Here is a 16,468-nt window from a genome sequence, read left to right as displayed (position 1 = left end):
TTTCTTTTGCCTACTTTTCTTTGCGGCGGCAAAGAAAAGTAGGTGCCGCCCCGCACAGGGGCAACGCGTGAAGCACGTAGGCATAACGCGGATGCCAGCGAAAACCCAAAGCCACCAAACCAGCCGTGCCACGAAGTCAACCCGCGGATGCCAGCGAAAAGCCCAACCAGCGTCGCAGACAAAAAAATCACCCAGCCTTCAGCATCTCCTCAAGCCTGGCAACAAGATTCTGCCTCGCACTGCTAGTGTGCAATTCGGTAAGCTCAGCAGCCCGTGCGGCATCGCGCGCCGCGATTGCATCAGCGATGCCCTGATGCTCATCCCAGATCGAATCCCGCAACCGCGAAGACTGCAGCACAGCGCCCATCACCCGGCGCAAATGAACCCAATGCAACTGCGCACTCTCAACGATCAGCGGATTCCCCGACGCCTCATAAATAGCCGAATGAAAAGCAATATCGGCATCGATCATCGCCTTCACATCCTTGCCCTTCGACACCAGCCGCCCGCGCATGATCAGCGCGCTATCGATCACAGCGCCGCGCTCAGCGGCAAGCTTCGCAGCAAGCGTATCGAGCGCGCCGCGCACCTGGTACAGATGACTCGTCCATTCGACATCGAGTGGCGCCACCAGCACTCCGCGCCCCGGCGCATCCTGCACCAGCCCGTCCTTCTTCAGCAGACGCAGCGCCTGCAGCACGGGTGAACGCGACACCGCGAACTGCTCCGCGATCTCTTCCTGCGTCAATCGCGTGCCGGGCGCGAGTGATCCGTCGCTAATCGCATCGGCAAGCACGCGATACACCTCCTCGACATAGTCGGGACGGACCTGCAGCTTTTCGAACTTCATTGTCATCGTGAGCCTCTGTACTTTGGATACAGACTACATCTCGGTCGCAAACCGGTCAACCTTAGGTGTAAACCTTGATTGGCGCGGATTCGTCACATGCTTAATATCTGTATACAGAGTTCGGTATCCGTATTCAAACGACGGAAGGCAGTCAAAACGGCGGTCTTCACTTACCCACAGTCAAAAGGAGCGGTCATGACGATCAAGTCGGAGCAGATGGAGAAGGGCGGCAGCGCGGGCGGCACCGTGGTGAAGAAGCTGATTCCCTACGGCGGCTACCACACGAACAAGATTCCGACACACGATGTCGAGTTGACCGAGACGGGTCCCGGCACGCCGACGGGCGAATACATGCGCCGCTTCTGGCATCCCGTCTGCATGTCGATGGAACTCACCGACACGCCCCGTTTCCTGAAGATCCTGAACGAAGAGCTGGTCGCGTTCCGCGACGGCAGTGGCCGCGTCGGCCTGCTGCATGCGCATTGCGTGCATCGCGGCGCGTCGCTCGAATACGGCGCGATCCAGGAGCGCGGCATCCAGTGCTGCTATCACGGCATGGTGTTCGACGTCGACGGCACCTGTCTGCATGCGCCGTTTCCGAAGGGCGAGGAGGCGGAAGCCGAGAAGTACGCATGCTCGATCCGTCAGGGCGCTTACAAGGCCGTCGAGCGCAACGGCCTCGTGTTCGCCTACATGGGCCCGCCCGAAGAAGAGCCGCCGTTTCCCGAGTGGGAAGGCAACTTCACCGTGCTGCCGACGGACGAGCTCGTCCCCTACAGCAACTTCCAGCACTGCAACTGGTTGCAGGTCCAGGACAACGCCGCCGACAACTACCACACGGCCGCGTTGCACGCGGGCAGGAACGTCGTGGGCGGCCACTATCAGGGCACGACGTTCGACGAAGTCGGCGCGGCATCGATGGAAGTGCCGCCCGACATGCAGTTCATTCCCGTGCAGCAAGGCCGCAGTCTCGCCTGCGCGGGCGCGCGCCGCGCGGACAAGGATCATCTGTTCGTGCGTGTCCAGCATCAGGTGCTGCCGAATCTGAGCCTGCACGCGTACACATCCGAAGACGGTTTGAACAAGAAGCTGTTCAGCCGCTTTCATATGATCCGCTGGACGGTGCCCGTCGATGACGAGAACAGCAAGATGATCGGTTGGCGCGTGATGGGCCCGGGCGTCGATACGCGCGGCGTCGGCGACAAGTCGATGGTCGGCTATGAAACCATCGACTTCCTCGAAGGCCAGGTGGCGATGCGCAGGCCCGAGCGCTTCGGCAAGTACAAGCTCGAAGACATGCCGCCCATTCCGCCCAACCATCGCGAGCGCGCGCACTACAAGGACGCGCAGTACGCGCCGGGCGATTACGAAGCGATCATCAGCCAACGCCCGATCGCCGTGCATTCGCTCGAACATCCGACCAAGTTCGACGCCGGCCTCTATCTGTTCCGCAAGATGCTGCGCGATGCCGTGCGCGGCACGAACCCGGCGGCGTCGCCGGCGGAGTTTGCGCAGTGGCTGCGCGATGTCGGCGCCACGCCGAACAGCTATTGCTCCGGCAACGTGTTCGAGATTCCCGAGGCTGCGACCGTCGAAGAAGAGGTCGCGCAACGCCGCCGCATTTCGAAAGCGGTCGTCGCGATTCTCACGCAGAGCGATCACCTGAAGGGCGATGAGCGGGCCGCGTTCGTGCGCGCAAAGATGGATGAGCTGGAGCAGTCGACGCGCTAGCAGCAGTGATGCGCGCCCGCATCAGTGATGTGGCGCCGCATCGGCAGGCAGCGCGAACGCAAGTGCAAGGAGACATCAATTGACAGCATTCAATCAGGCAGCGGCGACGCTGGAGTTGTTCGTGCGGCAGGTCCGCTACGAAGGCCGCAATATCCAGTCGTATGAACTGGTCGATCCCGAAGGCGCGGAGTTGCCGCCATTCACGGCGGGCGCACATATCGACGTGCATCTTGCGAACGGTGTCATCCGCCAGTATTCGCTGTGCAATTCACCCACGGACCGGCATCGTTATGTGATCGCGGTGCTGCGCGATGAGAAAGGGCGCGGCGGATCGAAGGCCGTTCACGAACAGTTGCAGGTGCAGGGCCGTGTGCGCGTGAGCGTGCCACGCAACAACTTCGAACTCGCGCAAGGAGCGCGCAAGGTAATCCTGATCGCGGGCGGGATCGGCGTGACGCCGCTCAAGTCGATGGCGCATCAGCTCTCGAATACGGATGACGTGGACTACGAGCTGCACTACTGCGCGCGCGATGCGCAATGCGCGGCGTTCACGGATGAATTGCAGGCGTTCGTCGAACGGGAGCGGCTGCATTTTCACTTCGACGGCGGCGATCCGGCGCGTGGCCTCGATATCGCGGCACTGTTGCGCGATGAGGCGCAAGACGGCACACATGTCTACTATTGCGGTCCCGCGGGCTTCATGCGCGCATGCGCTGACGCGTCCGGCCATTGGCCGAGCGATGCTGTGCATTGCGAGCATTTCAAGGCGCCGGAGCGCGCGATCGCACCTGCTGATCGAAAGCCGGGTGAATTCACCGTCGAGATCGCGAGCACGGGTCAACGCCTGCCCGTTCCCATCGACAAGAGCATCGCCGATGTGCTCAAGGCAGCGGGCGTTGGCGTGCAGACATCGTGTGAAGCCGGCTTGTGCGCGACGTGCAAGGTTCGTTATCTGAGCGGTGAAGTCGAGCATCAGGATTGCATTCTCGACGCCGACGACCAGCAGAACTTCCTGACGCTGTGCGTCTCGCGCGCGAAAAGCGAGCTGCTGGTGCTGGATCTTTAAGCTTAAAAGCCCGCACACGTTCACCGTGCGCGGGCTTCACTTCATCGAAAGCGATCAGGCTTTCGACAACTCGCCATCCGTGAGACGCCACAGGTCGCGCGGATTCTCATGCTTCAATGCTTCAGGCAGCAGATCGTCCGGAAAACCCTGATAGCACACAGGCCGCAGAAAGCGCTCGATCGACGTCATGCCGACCGACGTGAAGCGGCTGTCCGAAGTCGCCGGGAACGGGCCGCCGTGAATCGACGCATACGACACTTCCTGCGGATGCGCGAACGCATTGATCACGATGCGTCCCGTACGTCGTTCGAGCACGGGCAACAGGCGCGCGGCGAGCGCATGATCGGCGGAATCGATCTGCATCGTCGCCGACAACTGGCCGCGAAACTGCTTTGCGATCGCGATCAATTGCTCGACATCCGACACACGCACGAGCAGCGCAGCCGGACCGAACACTTCTTCCGACAGCGACGTATCGGCAAGCATGCGCGCGCCGTCGACTTCGAGCAGCGCCGCCTGGCCGTCCCATGCACCTTGCGCATTGCCGCCCGCCGCGATGTGTTCCGCGCCCGCGCCTTTGCGCCGCTCCAGGTTTTCGCCGTACGACTTCCAGATGCCGGGCGTCAGCATCGTGCGCGCGTGCATCGCTTCGACGCGGGCGATCAGCACCTGCCGCAGTTCCGTGTAGCCGGGGCCGTCGATCGCAAGCAGGATCGCGGGCTTCAGGCACGCTTGCCCGACGTTGACCAGCATGCGTTCGCCGAAGCCATCGCCGACTGCGCCGCCGCGCGCGGCAAGCGCAGCCGGCAACACGAAGGTCGGATTGACGCTCGTCATTTCCGTGAAGACGGGAATCGGATCAGGACGCTGCTGCGCGCGCCGGAACAGCGCCATGCCGCCGGCTTCGGAGCCTGTGAACGTCACGCCTTTGATCAGCGGATGATCGACGAGCGCTTCGCCGATTTCATTGCCGCCGCCGCGCAGCATCGAAAACACGCCTTCGTGCAGGCCCGATGCTTCGACGGCCTGCTGGATCACGCGGCCCATGATTTCGGATGCGCCCGGATGCGCGTTGTGCGCCTTCACGATCACAGGACAGCCCGCAGCCAGCGCGGATGCCGTATCGCCGCCCGCAATCGAATAGGAAATCGGAAAGTTGCTCGCACCGAAAATCGCGACGGGGCCGAGCGCGATCTTCTGCATCCGGTGATCCATGCGCGCGCGCGGTTGACGCTCCGGCTGGGCGGGATCGATCGTCGCCTGACGAAAGCGTCCTTGACGCACCACAGTCGCGAACTGACGGAACTGCGTGGCCGCTTTTGCGGTTTCCCCTTCGAGCTGCGCGGCAGGCAAGCCCGTTTCCAGCGATGTGCGCTGCGCGAGTTCAGGCGCGACGGCATCGAGTCCGTCAGCAATGCGTTCGAGAAACGCGGCGCGTTCGTCGAGTGACGTGTTGTTGAAGCTGTCGAATGCATCGTCGGCGAGTTGCGCCGCGAGATTCACTTCCGCGACGCCGCCGAACGCGAACTCCGGTTCGATCGCGGCATTCGTCGCCGGGTTCAGCGCCTTCATGGTGCCGGCCGTCGCAGCAACCTCGTGCGCGCCGATCAGCAGATTGCCAGTGAGTGTCATGCTTGTGCTCCTTGCGCTGCGGGCAGCGCGGCGATGAGTTCGGCCGTCGTCAGGATTTCATGTGCGTAGGTCGGGCCGTTCAGTTCGTGCGCGGCGCGCATCATCGCTTCCGAGAAAGCGGCCGTGCCGTCGCGCACGAGCGTGACGTGATAACCCAGTTCCATCGCGAAGCGGCTGGTGGATTCGATGCACGTATTGGCGAGCAGGCCGACGGCGATCACATGCGTGACGCCTTGCTGCTTCAACTGAAAGTCGAGATCGGTGTTGGCGAAGCCGCTTTGCGCCCAGTGCTCCTGCACGATGATGTCGCCTTCCTGCGGCACGAAGTCGGGATGCCATTCGCCGCCCCACGTTCCCTTTGCAAACGTGTGACGCTGCTGAACCAGACGCTGCGTCGGATTCGGATGATCCCAGTTGTCGTAATCGCCCGGCTGCCAGCGGCGGTGTGGTACGTAAAACACCTGGATGTCGGCCTTGCGCGCGGCGGCGACTGTTGCGCGCAGGTTGTCGAGCAGGCGGACGTTGGTGGCGATTTCCTTGATCATCGGAAACAGCTTGCCGCCTTCCGACAGAAAGTCGTTGTACGGATCGACCAGCAACAGGCCGGTGCGCTCCGCGCGATAAACAGTATTGGGCATTTCAGTTCTCCATCGAAAAGGGTGCGTACGAATTCGCGTTCCGCACCCGGCGCCGGCTGCCTTGATCGGACGATGCGTGACGTCTCGCGCATCGCTAACGTGAACGCAGCATATCACTATGAAAATCATAGTGTAAAGTGCGATGTGACTTTGCGGGTCGATTTGCGATCGCTTCCGATCAGCCCCCAAGGTCCGCCAACAGGCGCGCAGACAGCATGTGTGTATGCACGCCGATGCCCGTTTGTGTTACTATGAAATTAAGAGTTTCGATGGGAGAGGGATCGTGGCACGTGTCGCGGAGAAGGCCAATACGGTGTGTCCGGTGTCGCGGTCGCTGGATGTCGTCGGCGACCGCTGGTCGATGCTGGTCCTGCGGGAGCTGTACATGGGCGCAGCGCGTTTCGAGGAGATACAGATCCAGACGGAAGCGACGCCGCAAATGCTGGCAACGCGTCTGAAGTCGCTCGAAGCGGATGGCATGATCGAGCGCCATCCGTACAGCGAGAAGCCGCTGCGCTACGAATATCGGCTGACGGAGAAAGGGCGGGCGTTTTATCCCGTGATTCACGCGCTGCGCGCGTGGGGCGAAACGTGGTGCAAGGAGAAGCACGAGGACATCGCGGTGCGCTTCGTGCATCGCGAGTGTGGCCATGATGTCGGGCTGAGCAACGTGTGCCCGAACTGTGGCGTGCACGTCGAGCGAAAGGACCTGGACTCGACGCTCAGCAGCCAGTTCGCAAGCGAGCGCGCCGAGCGGCGCGCCGCGTTCAAGCGGAAGTGAAGGACCTGAAGGACGTAGAGGATGTAAAGAGCGCGACGTGAAGACGCCGGGCTCCACGCATCAGACGCACTCGGTCTGAACCTCCGTTGACGCCACCGACACGGCGGCCTGTGCGGCGTTGTTGCGGGTGCGGAAACTCGCCAGCGTAACGAGGCCAAGAATCGCGAGCACGCTGCCGAACCAGAAGTCGACGGGAATACCGGCGTGATCGACGATCGTGCCGCCCACAGACGAACCGACGGCAATCGCCACCTGAATGATGCCGACGAACAGCGCCGAACCCGCTTCGGGCAAATCGGGCGCGGCTTCCTGCATCCATACGCTCACGCACAGCGGAATCGCGCCGAACGCCACGCCCCACGCGAGCACCATACCCGTCACGACAGGCGCCATGTCGCTGAGCAGCGGCATCGTGAGCAACGCGAACATCAGCAGCACGGTCACCGTGGCGAGCGAGCCCTTGAGCCTGCGCGCGACGAACGTCGATACCGCGAAGTTTGAAAAGAAGCCGATGATGCCGAAGCCGAGCAGCACCGCGGTGATGGTCGACGTGCTGAAATGCGCGTTCTGCAGAAACGGCGCGATATACGTGTACGACGAGAAATGCGCGCCGAAAATCAGCGCGACCATCAACAGGCTCTTGCGCGGAAACGGACGGCGCACGAGCGTCACGAGATCGGCGAAACGCAACGCTGCTTGCGACGGCAGCGACGGCAGCAGCGCCATCTGCGCGATCAGCGCGACGCTCACGAGCACGGCCGTCGCGATGAACGACATGCGCCACGAAGCGAAACTCGCGATGAAGGTGCCGAGCGGCACGCCGATCACCGTCGCGCAGGTGACGCCGGCGAGAATCGTCGCGGTCGCTCGGGCCGCTTCATGCGCTTTCACGAGACGTCCCGCCGCCGCGAGCGCGAGTGTCCAGAAGCCGCCGAGCGCGGCGCCGAGCAGCGCGCGGCCCACGAGCATCATCGGGAAATTCGGCGCGAACGCCGACAGCAGATTTGACGCGAGCAGCATCACGGTAAGCAGGATCAGGATCAGCCGGCGGTTCACGCGTCCGGCGGCGAGCATCAGGCCCGGCGCGGAGATAGCCGCCATGATGCCGGGAATCGTCACCATGAGGCCGGCTGTGCCCGGCAATACGTCGAAGGTCTGCGCGACTTGCGGCAGGAGACCGACCGGCAAAAATTCCGTCGTCACGAAGGCGAATGCGCCAATCGTTACCGACGCTACCGCAAGCCATGCTCGCAACGGTGAAGACGTCGCGTCGGCGACGTCCAGCGAGTTGCTCGAAGCGTTGTTTTCGAAGTTCATGTCTTTATCGCTGATCGATGATGGATGCATGGCGTGCGGTTCGCACGCTGCACCATTGAGGTGAGCGGGCGACGACACGCGTCGCCGCCAATTGCGCGCACCATATCACCGCTTCTGAAAACAGGCAGACGGATTGCAAATCCCGCGTTCGGCGCGTGGTTTCACGCGTTGACACGCCTTATCCCGGTGCATCCGCAAGATTTTGCCGTTGCAGAGTTAGCGCACCCTTAGCGCGGCGGTCGTCCGTGCGCCGATAAGAAAAACAGATTGGACCGCGCCAAATTGGCAATCGTGTCCGTCCCTTACGTTGGCTATCCTGAGCGTGCAACTGGTTGCCTTGTTCTGCTAGCGGCGCATCGCGCGAGCGCCGCATTCCGATGACAACAGGAGACAGAGATGCGTGTGATCTGCAACGCAGGATCGCTTGCGCGCGCCTTGCCGACAGCGGCGAGCGCAGGGCGTGTGACAGAACGTGTGCAACATGACTTCATGCGCCGCCTGCTGGCCGCGTTCGCCTTGCTCGTGTCGCTGCTGGCGGCAATGGCCTGGCCGTCCGGCGCGCACGCGGCAGCGGGCCTCGCCAGCCTGCCCGCCGTGATGCCCGCGATGAACTGCGCAGCCGTCGCAGGACTCGACCTGAGCGGCGTGACGGACGGCACGGTCACGATCACCTCGGCTGTCGTGCTGCCGGCGGGAACGGCCGTCGGTCAGCGCACGCTGCCCGCGCCCGTTTGCGACGTGAAGGGCACGATCGGACCGGGTGCGTCGCTGTTCGAATTGCAACTGCCGACGCAGGGCTGGACCCAGCGCTATCTGCAAACGGGATGCGGCGGGCTCTGCGGAAACCTGTCGGTCAACGCGCCGATGGCCTCGACCTGCGTGCCCGTCACCAACGGACAGATCGCGATGGCCGCAACCGACATGGGCCACGAAGGCGGCAACGACGGGTCATGGGCGCTCGACCCGAAGGCGAAGCTCGACTTCGCGTATCGCGCGGAGCACGCGACGGCGCAAGTGGCGAAGGCGATCATCAACAAGTTCTACGCGCGGCCTGCGAAGTACGCGTACTTCGACGGTTGCTCCGATGGCGGGCGCGAAGCGCTGATGGAAGCGCAGCGTTTTCCCGACGACTTCGACGGCATTGCAGCAGGCGCGCCCGCCAATGATCTGATCGTGCAGAACACCTTCCATCACGGCTGGGCGGCCGCCGCGAACATCGATCCGAAGACGGGCAAATACATTCTGCTCGCGGACAAGCTGCCGCTCGTCCATGCCGCCGTATTGAAGGCGTGCGATGGTATCGACGGCGTGACGGATGGCGTGATCGACCGTCCACAGGCCTGCCGTTTCGATCCCGCGACGCTGGTGTGCGCGAAAGGGCAGGCGGCGTCGACGTGCCTGTCGGCGGCCGAGGCGACGGTGGTGCGCAAGATTCACGACGGCGCAACCGATGCGAGCGGCGCGCGTCTGGAGCCGTTCGTCTCGCGCGAATGGGGCTCGGAACTGAACTGGAGTCTCTTCGTGCCCGCAACGGATGCAGGGCCGAGCGGCAGCATCAACTTCGTGATGCCGTTCCTGCGCTTCCTCGACTACTTCAATGGATCGAACGCGTCGGCGGCGTTCGGCGATCTGAAGTTCACGATCGATGCGTTCCTGAAGACCGTGTCGACCTCGAAGTATCTCGCAGCCACCGACCCCGACCTGCATCCGTTCGAACGTCGCGGCGGCAAGCTGCTGTTGTGGCATGGCCTCGAAGATCAGCACATCTCGCCGCGCTCGACGATCGAGTACTACACCGCGATGAAGAACATGATGGGCAGCGAGCGCGTCGACGCCTTCGCGAAGCTCTATCTGTTCCCGGGCGTCGCGCATTGCGGCGGCGGGGAAGGTCCGAACACGTTCGATATCCTCACGCCGCTGATGTCATGGACGGAGACGGGCGCGAAGCCGGGCAAGATCGTCGCGTCGATCGTCGATTCGACGGGGCAAACCACGCGCACACGCCCGGTATTTCCGTATCCGGCCGTAGCGCGCTACACCGGCTCGGGCAGCACTGACGACGCGTCTAACTTCGTGTCGGCGCAAGGCGACACGCATGTCGATCTGAACTGGATGGGAGAGTGGCTCTACTCGCCGGGTTATGAGGCGTGGTGCCAGGCGCAGGGCTCGCAGCTGAACTGCACGGGCGGTAACAACTGGAGCAGCTATCGGAAGACGGCCAACGGGTTCTAGGCAATGACCGCGCGCCGTCTTCTTCATGACGGACGGCGCGCGGTCCATGAACCTTCAGGTGGTCGCAACGAGAAACGCTTCACCCGTCGACGGCCTTAGTCCATCGGACCGGCCCGCAAAATAGCGCTCGACGAGATCGGCCGTCGACACATGCTTGACGCCCTTGAAACCTGCTTCACGCGCGAGCGTGAGCATCTCGACTGGCTTGAAGAAACTGACGAACGGCGTGCCCGCTGCCCGCGCGCGCTCATAGACGAACTGATGCTGCGCGCGTTCGGCGGGATCGATCAGATCGAGCGGCAGCAGGAAGGTCATCGCCAGCGTCGAGCCTGGCGCGAGTTTCGCGATCTGGCGCAGCGTCGCCAGATTCGCCTCGCGCGTCAGGTACATCGAGACACCCGTCGATGCGATCACGGCGGGCGCGTTCGCATCGAAACCCGCGTCCGCAATCTGTTCCCACCACGACTGACCGGCTTCGAAGTCGACGGGGACGAGCCGCAGCCAGTCGGGAATGCCGTAATCCAGTTCGAGCAGGCGCTCGCGCTTCCACGACGTCGCGCCTGGCCGATCGACTTCGAAGACACGCAGCCGCGACGCGATGCGCGGCTTGCGCTGCGCGAACGTATCGAGACCCGCGCCGAGGATCACGTACTGACCGACGCCGCGATCCGCCTGTTCCACAACGAGGTCTTCGATGAAGCGCGCGCGGCCCACGATCGACGCGCGATAGCCGCGCGTTCCCTGCGCATCCATGTCGGGACGTTCGCGCCAGCTTGCGTCGGGCGCGGCGAGCCGCAGACCGACTTCGTCGTCGAGCACATGCGGCGGCGCGTCGACCTGAACATGCATCGCACGCCACAGCGCGACGCGTACGGCAGTGCTGTCCGCTGCGACAGTTTGTTTTTCTTCCATGATGTCTCCCTCGGAAATCGAACACCAACGGCCAGAATCTAAACCGTTAGCGCGGATGCCTGTCAACACTTGCGCAATGCAGCCGGATGCTTATCGCATACACCGCACACGACGCGAGGCCCGAATCGTAAGCACTCCCGCCGTTTTGCGCGCAAGCACTGTGTCCTTGCAAGCGGGATGCCAGGCCCGGGCAGACGCGGGCAGGGCGCGGCGCTATACTGTGGACCCATTTACACACTATAAGTAGCCGGCGTGGCGATGCGTCGAGACGCGCGACAGCATCAACCCTGCGGCAACGACATAAGAAATTGGCAGATCACGATCTGAAGCGGCTGAAAATCGACCGGCCAGCCGTCGCCACGGGTGGCCGCCGGCGCAACTGGATCGGCTACGGGGTCGTCGCGCTGATCCTCGTCGTCGCGCTCGTCGTCGGCCTCAGGCTGGCCGGGCCGCAGACCGTCGAGACGACGACCGTGGTGTCGGCTTATCCCTCGCAAACCTATACGCTGCTCAATGCAACGGGCTATGTCGTGCCGCAGCGCAAGGCGGCCGTTTCGTCGAAAGCGCAGGGGCGCCTCGAATGGCTCGGCGTGCTGGAAGGCACGCGCGTGAAGAAAGACGAGATCATCGCGCGGATTGAAAGCAACGACGTCGAGGCGTCGCTTGCGCAGGCGAAGGCGCAGATCAAGGTCGCGCAGGCGAACCTCGCGCTGCAGCAGGCCGAGTTGAAGAACGCCGAGGTCAATCTGCGGCGCTCGAAAATCCTGGCGCCGAACGGCGCGATCCCCGCGACCCAATACGACGCCGACGTCGCGCGCTACGACAAGGCGGTGGCGTCGATCGACAATAGCCGCGCCGCAATCGTGGCTGCGCAGGCGAACGCACAGGCCGCGCAGGTCGCTGTCGATCAGACCGTGATCCGTTCGCCGTTCGACGGCGTAGTGATCGAAAAGCACGCGAACGTCGGCGACAACATCACGCCGTTTTCGCAGGCCTCGGACAGCAAGGGCGCCGTCGTGACGATCGCCGACATGGACACGCTCGAAGTCGAAGCCGACGTTGCTGAATCGAATATCGGCAAGATCGCCGTGAACGCGCCTTGCGAGATCCAGCTCGACGCGTTGCCGGACATGCGCCTCGCGGGCAGCGTGTCGCGCATCGTGCCGACCGTCGACCGTTCGAAAGCAACGGTGCTCGTCAAGGTGCGCTTCGTCGATCGCGATGCGCGCGTGCTGCCCGACATGAGCGCGAAAATCGCGTTTCTTTCGAAGCCGGTGCTGCCGGAAGACCGCAAGCCGGTGGTCGCGGCACAGCCGGCTGCCATCGTCGAGCGCGACGGCCGCAAGGTGGCCTTCGTCGTCAAGGACGACAGCGTGCGCGAAGTACCCGTCACGACAGGCGCGACGCTCGGCGAACTGGTCGAAGTGAGCGGCGTGCGTCCCGGCGACGTGCTGGTGCGCGCGCCGAACGAGCACATCAAGGACGGCGCCAAAGTCACCGTGGCGAAGAAACAGTGAGCCAGCCGATCAACGCAACGCCGTCGCTCGTCGATATCCGGCATCTCGTCAAATCGTACCGGCGCGGCGTGCAGACCGTGCCCGTGCTGTCCGACATCACGCTGGCGATCGGCGAAGGCGACTTCATCGCGCTGATGGGGCCGTCGGGCTCGGGCAAGAGCACGCTGCTCAATCTGATTGCGGGCATCGACCGGCCGGACGGCGGTGAGTTGCGCGTCGGCGGGATGGACATCACGCGGCTCAACGAGTCCGCGCTCGCGCAATGGCGCGCGGCGCACGTCGGCTTCATCTTTCAGTTCTACAACCTGATGCCCGTGCTGACGGCGTTCGAAAACATCGAGCTGCCGCTGATGCTCACCCGCCTGACGCGCAAGGAGCGGCGCGAGCGCGTCGCGCTCGTGCTCGACATGGTGAATCTGGGCAATCGCGCGCATCATTACCCGTCTGAGCTGTCGGGCGGGCAACAGCAGCGCGTCGCAATTGCGCGCGCGCTGATCACGGACCCGACGCTGATCGTCGCCGACGAACCGACGGGCGACCTGGACCGCGCGTCCGCCGAAGAAGTGCTCGCGATGCTGCAGCGCCTGAACCGCGAACTGGGCAAGACGATCATCATGGTCACGCACGACGCGCACGCGGCGGGCGCGGCGAGAGCGCTCGTGCATCTGGAGAAGGGAGAGCTGATCGATGGCACGGCTCGCTGAAGCGCGCGCGGGAGTATCGGGAATCACGCCGCCATGTACCTGCTGAAGCTGATTTCGCGCAACGCGCTGCGGCACAAGCTGCGCACGACGCTGACCGTGCTCGGCCTGATGATCGCCGTGCTCGCGTTCGGGCTGCTGCATACCGTGATTGACGCGTGGTATGCGGGCGCGGCTGCCGCATCGAATGCGCGGCTCGTGACGCGCAACTCGATTTCGCTGACGTTCCCGCTGCCGCTCAGCTACGAGAACCGTATTCGCGGCGTGGAGGGCGTGACGCTGGTCGCGCGCTCGAACTGGTTCGGCGGCGTTTACCGCGACCCGAAGAATTTCTTCGCGCAGTTCGCCGTGTCGGACAATTATCTCGACCTTTACCCTGAGTTCATTCTGCCCGCGCAGCAGCGTTCCGATTACGAGCGCGACCGCAAGGGCTGCCTGATCGGCAGGCAGCTTGCGACCGCGTACGGCTTCAAGGTCGGCGATGTGATCCCCATCAAGGGGACGATCTATCCGGGCACGTGGGAATTCGTCGTGCACGGCATTCTGGATGGCCGCGACGAATCCACGATCACGCGCCAGATGATCTTTCACTGGGACTATCTGAACGAATCCGTGCGCAAGATGCCGGGGCGGCGCGCGGATCAGGTCGGCGTGTACGTGCTCGGCATCGACAATCCTGACGATGCCGCCGCGATTTCCCGCAACGTCGACAACGTGTTCAAGAACTCGCTCGCCGAAACGCTGACGGAAACGGAGCAGGCGTTTCAACTCGGTTTCGTCGCGATGTCGAATCAGATCATTGCGGCGATCCGCCTCGTGTCGTACGTGGTGATCGTGATCATCATGGCCGTGATGGCGAACGCGATGGCGATGAGCGCGCGCGAGCGCACCACCGAATACGCGACGCTCAAGGCGCTCGGCTTCGGGCCGGGATTTCTCGCGCTGCTGATGTTCGGCGAGTCGCTGACCATCTGCACGGTCGGTGCAGGCCTCGGCATGCTCGCGACACCACCCGCTGCGAGCTTCTTCAAGCAGGCGACGGGCGGCGTGTTCCCGGTGTTCACCGTGTCGCGCGAAACGATGCTGCAGCAGGCCGCGTGTGCGCTCGTCGTCGGGCTGGCTGCTGCCATCATTCCGGCGCTGCAGGCGGCGCGCGTGCGGATCGTCGAAGGCCTGCGGGCGATCGGCTGAGTTCAACGCTAAAGGCAAGCACAACGTGGCCATCCCGCTTTCGTACATCGCCCGCAACCTGTGGACGCGCCGTCTGACCACGGCGCTCACGGCGGGTGGCCTCGCGCTCGTGGTGTTCGTGTTCGCGACGGTGCTGATGCTCGACGCGGGCCTCAAGAAAACGCTCGTTTCGACGGGCGAAGCGGACAACGTCGTTGTGATCCGCAAGGGCGCGGAAACGGAAGTGCAGAGCGCGATCGACCGCGGCCAGGCCAACGTGATCGAGATGCATCCCGCCGTGGCGATGGGCGGCGATGGCAAGCGGATGGCGTCGAAAGAATCCGTCGTGCTGATCTCGCTGCTGAAGCTCGGCACGGGCAAGCCGTCGAACGTGGTGATACGCGGCGTATCGCCTGCTGCGATGAGCTTGCGGCCACAAGTGACGCTTGCGTCGGGGCGCATGTTTGCGCCGGGCTCGTCGGAGATCATTGTGGGCAGCAGCATCGCGAAAGGCTTCAGCGGCACGCAGCTTGGCGAGCATCTGCGTTTCGCGCAGCGCGACTGGACGGTGGTCGGCACCTTCGATGCGGGCGGCAGCGGCTTCGATTCGGAAATCTGGGGCGACGTCGATCAGCTGATGCAGTCGTTCCGGCGCACCAGTTATTCGTCGATGGTGGTGCGCATCGCGGAGTCCGATCAGTTCGAGCGCTTCAGGGCCGATATCGATGTTGATCCGCGTCTCGCGGAGGAGGCCAAGCGCGAGCAGACGTTCTATAGCGACCAGTCGAAGGCGCTGTCGACGTTTCTCAACATCCTCGGCTTTACGCTGTCGACGATCTTTTCGATTGCCGCGATGATTGGCGCGATGATCACGATGTACGCGTCCGTTGCCAATCGCGTCGCCGAAATCGGCACGCTGCGCGCGCTCGGCTTTCAGCGGGCGAGCGTGCTGGCCGCGTTTCTGATCGAGGCGGTGCTGCTGGGGCTGGTCGGCGGGTTGGCGGGGTTGGGATGCGCAGCCTTCATGCAATTTGCGTCGTTTTCCACGACGAATTTTCAGACCTTTGCGGACCTGTCGTTCCGGTTCATCCTCACGCCGGCGATTGTTTTGAAGACGCTGGCGTTTTCGATGACGATGGGGCTCGTCGGCGGGTTTTTGCCCGCGATGCGGGCGGCGCGTATGAATATCGTTGATGCGTTGCGTGCGCGGTGAATTTGCTGCGTGCCGCCGACGGGTTTTGTCGTTACGTTGGCTTGTGCGTTTGCTGTTCGATCTCGGCGCGTAGGCGGTCTTCCTGCTCGCGTAGCTCGGGGGTGAACTCGTCGCCGAAATCTTCGGCCGAGAAGACCTGACGAATTTCGATTTCGGAATCGCCTTCCATCGGGTTCGGGCAGCGTCGGACCCATTCGACCGCTTCTTCCATCGATTTCACCTACAAGAGCCAGAAGCCGGCGATCAGTTCTTTTGTTTCTGCGAACGGGCCGTCGATTACGGTTCGGTTTGCGCCCGAGAAGCGTATACGCTTGCCGCGGGAGCTTGGGTGCAGGCCTTCGCCAGCCTGCATGATGCCCGCCTTCACGAGTTCTTCGTTGTATTGGCCCATTGCTGTCAGCAACTCGGTCGTGGGCATCTTGCCGGCTTCTGAGTCGCTCGTTGCTTTTACGATTACCATGACTCGCATGTTTTTTCTCCTGTCTGACCTGTTTGGAACCGCGGAATGGCGGGTTTCATTTATGACGACGGGTGAGGGTGGGGGGGGGCGACATCGTGGTTCGGTTTTTTTTTGCCTTTTGGGTGTTGGCGTTGCTGGTCGGTGCTTTTGCCTTTGCGCTGGCATCCGCGTTTTGCCTTCGTGCTTCAGGCGTCGCCCCTGTGCGGGGCGGCACCTACTTTTCTTTGCCGCCGCAAAGAAAAGTAGGC

Annotated in this window: 13 protein-coding genes and 1 pseudogene; 8 read left to right on the top strand and 6 right to left on the bottom strand. The window is 63.2% G+C overall.

All coding sequences use genetic code 11. The features are described from left to right. Nucleotides 1-187 precede the first annotated feature (187 nt). Entirely contained in the window at nt 188-856 is a 669-nt protein-coding gene (locus SB822_RS52620) for a GntR family transcriptional regulator (protein ID WP_410858507.1), read from the bottom strand. Between the two features lie 189 nt (nt 857-1,045). On the opposite strand from SB822_RS52620, the gene SB822_RS52615 reads away from it, so the two are divergent. Both SB822_RS52615 and SB822_RS52610 read left to right on the top strand, forming a co-directional pair. Next, nucleotides 1,046-2,581: a Rieske 2Fe-2S domain-containing protein gene (locus SB822_RS52615; RefSeq protein ID WP_410858506.1), complete on the top strand. Its 1,536-nt coding sequence runs from the start codon at nt 1,046-1,048 to the stop codon at nt 2,579-2,581. A 79-nt stretch (nt 2,582-2,660) separates the two neighbouring features. Then, on the top strand, nt 2,661-3,647 hold the full coding sequence (locus SB822_RS52610; protein ID WP_410858505.1) for a PDR/VanB family oxidoreductase: 987 nt from the start codon (nt 2,661-2,663) through the stop codon (nt 3,645-3,647). A 54-nt stretch (nt 3,648-3,701) separates the two neighbouring features. On the opposite strand, the gene SB822_RS52605 is transcribed toward SB822_RS52610, so the two are convergent. Together SB822_RS52605 and SB822_RS52600 are read right to left on the bottom strand one after the other, a co-directional pair. Further along, nucleotides 3,702-5,279 carry an aldehyde dehydrogenase (NADP(+)) gene (locus tag SB822_RS52605; RefSeq protein WP_410858504.1) on the bottom strand — a complete coding sequence of 526 codons (1,578 nt, stop codon included), beginning with the start codon at nt 5,277-5,279 and terminating at the stop codon, nt 3,702-3,704. Beyond that, complete coding sequence (locus SB822_RS52600; RefSeq protein WP_007580769.1) at nt 5,276-5,917, bottom strand: isochorismatase family cysteine hydrolase; 642 nt, start codon at nt 5,915-5,917, stop codon at nt 5,276-5,278. The genes SB822_RS52605 and SB822_RS52600 overlap by 4 nt, the downstream gene beginning before the upstream one ends. 283 nt (nt 5,918-6,200) lie before the next feature. Here SB822_RS52600 and SB822_RS52595 point away from each other — a divergent pair, with 283 nt between their 5' ends. Next, nucleotides 6,201-6,698, top strand: a complete 498-nt coding sequence (locus tag SB822_RS52595) for a winged helix-turn-helix transcriptional regulator (RefSeq protein WP_079488082.1) — start codon at nt 6,201-6,203, stop codon at nt 6,696-6,698. A 60-nt stretch (nt 6,699-6,758) separates the two neighbouring features. Here the strand turns inward: SB822_RS52595 and SB822_RS52590 are convergent, their stop codons facing one another. Next, nucleotides 6,759-8,015 carry an MFS transporter gene (locus SB822_RS52590; protein ID WP_410858503.1) on the bottom strand — a complete coding sequence of 419 codons (1,257 nt, stop codon included), beginning with the start codon at nt 8,013-8,015 and terminating at the stop codon, nt 6,759-6,761. A 396-nt stretch (nt 8,016-8,411) separates the two neighbouring features. On the opposite strand from SB822_RS52590, the gene SB822_RS52585 reads away from it, so the two are divergent. Further along, a complete protein-coding gene (locus SB822_RS52585) occupies nt 8,412-10,247 on the top strand; it encodes a tannase/feruloyl esterase family alpha/beta hydrolase (protein WP_410858502.1) in 1,836 nt (611 codons plus the stop codon). 54 nt (nt 10,248-10,301) lie between these two features. Here SB822_RS52585 and SB822_RS52580 read toward each other — a convergent pair whose 3' ends face one another. Further along, on the bottom strand, nt 10,302-11,159 hold the full coding sequence (locus SB822_RS52580; RefSeq protein WP_410858501.1) for a class I SAM-dependent methyltransferase: 858 nt from the start codon (nt 11,157-11,159) through the stop codon (nt 10,302-10,304). A 308-nt stretch (nt 11,160-11,467) separates the two neighbouring features. On the opposite strand from SB822_RS52580, the gene SB822_RS52575 reads away from it, so the two are divergent. Genes SB822_RS52575 through SB822_RS52560 form a run of 4 tightly spaced genes read left to right on the top strand, consistent with a single transcriptional unit; the run spans nt 11,468 to nt 15,760 of the window. Then, complete coding sequence (locus tag SB822_RS52575) at nt 11,468-12,676, top strand: efflux RND transporter periplasmic adaptor subunit (RefSeq protein WP_410858500.1); 1,209 nt, start codon at nt 11,468-11,470, stop codon at nt 12,674-12,676. After that, entirely contained in the window at nt 12,673-13,380 is a 708-nt protein-coding gene (locus tag SB822_RS52570; RefSeq protein ID WP_410858499.1) for an ABC transporter ATP-binding protein, read from the top strand. Before SB822_RS52575 ends, SB822_RS52570 begins: the two co-directional genes overlap by 4 nt. A 33-nt stretch (nt 13,381-13,413) precedes the next feature. Further along, nucleotides 13,414-14,568 carry an ABC transporter permease gene (locus SB822_RS52565; protein WP_410858498.1) on the top strand — a complete coding sequence of 385 codons (1,155 nt, stop codon included), beginning with the start codon at nt 13,414-13,416 and terminating at the stop codon, nt 14,566-14,568. Nucleotides 14,569-14,593: 25 nt separating this feature from the next. Continuing rightward, on the top strand, nt 14,594-15,760 hold the full coding sequence (locus SB822_RS52560) for an ABC transporter permease (RefSeq protein ID WP_007580755.1): 1,167 nt from the start codon (nt 14,594-14,596) through the stop codon (nt 15,758-15,760). A 31-nt stretch (nt 15,761-15,791) separates the two neighbouring features. On the opposite strand, the pseudogene SB822_RS52555 reads toward SB822_RS52560, so the two are convergent. Beyond that, a pseudogene (locus tag SB822_RS52555) lies at nt 15,792-16,229 on the bottom strand (YciI family protein). Nucleotides 16,230-16,468 lie beyond the last annotated feature (239 nt).

The sequence above is a fragment of the Paraburkholderia sp. SIMBA_054 genome, from assembly GCF_046534875.1.
Lineage (GTDB): Bacteria > Pseudomonadota > Gammaproteobacteria > Burkholderiales > Burkholderiaceae > Paraburkholderia > Paraburkholderia hospita.
The sequence above is the reverse complement of the archived record's forward strand: the minus strand, read 5'-3'. Positions and strand labels throughout refer to the sequence as shown.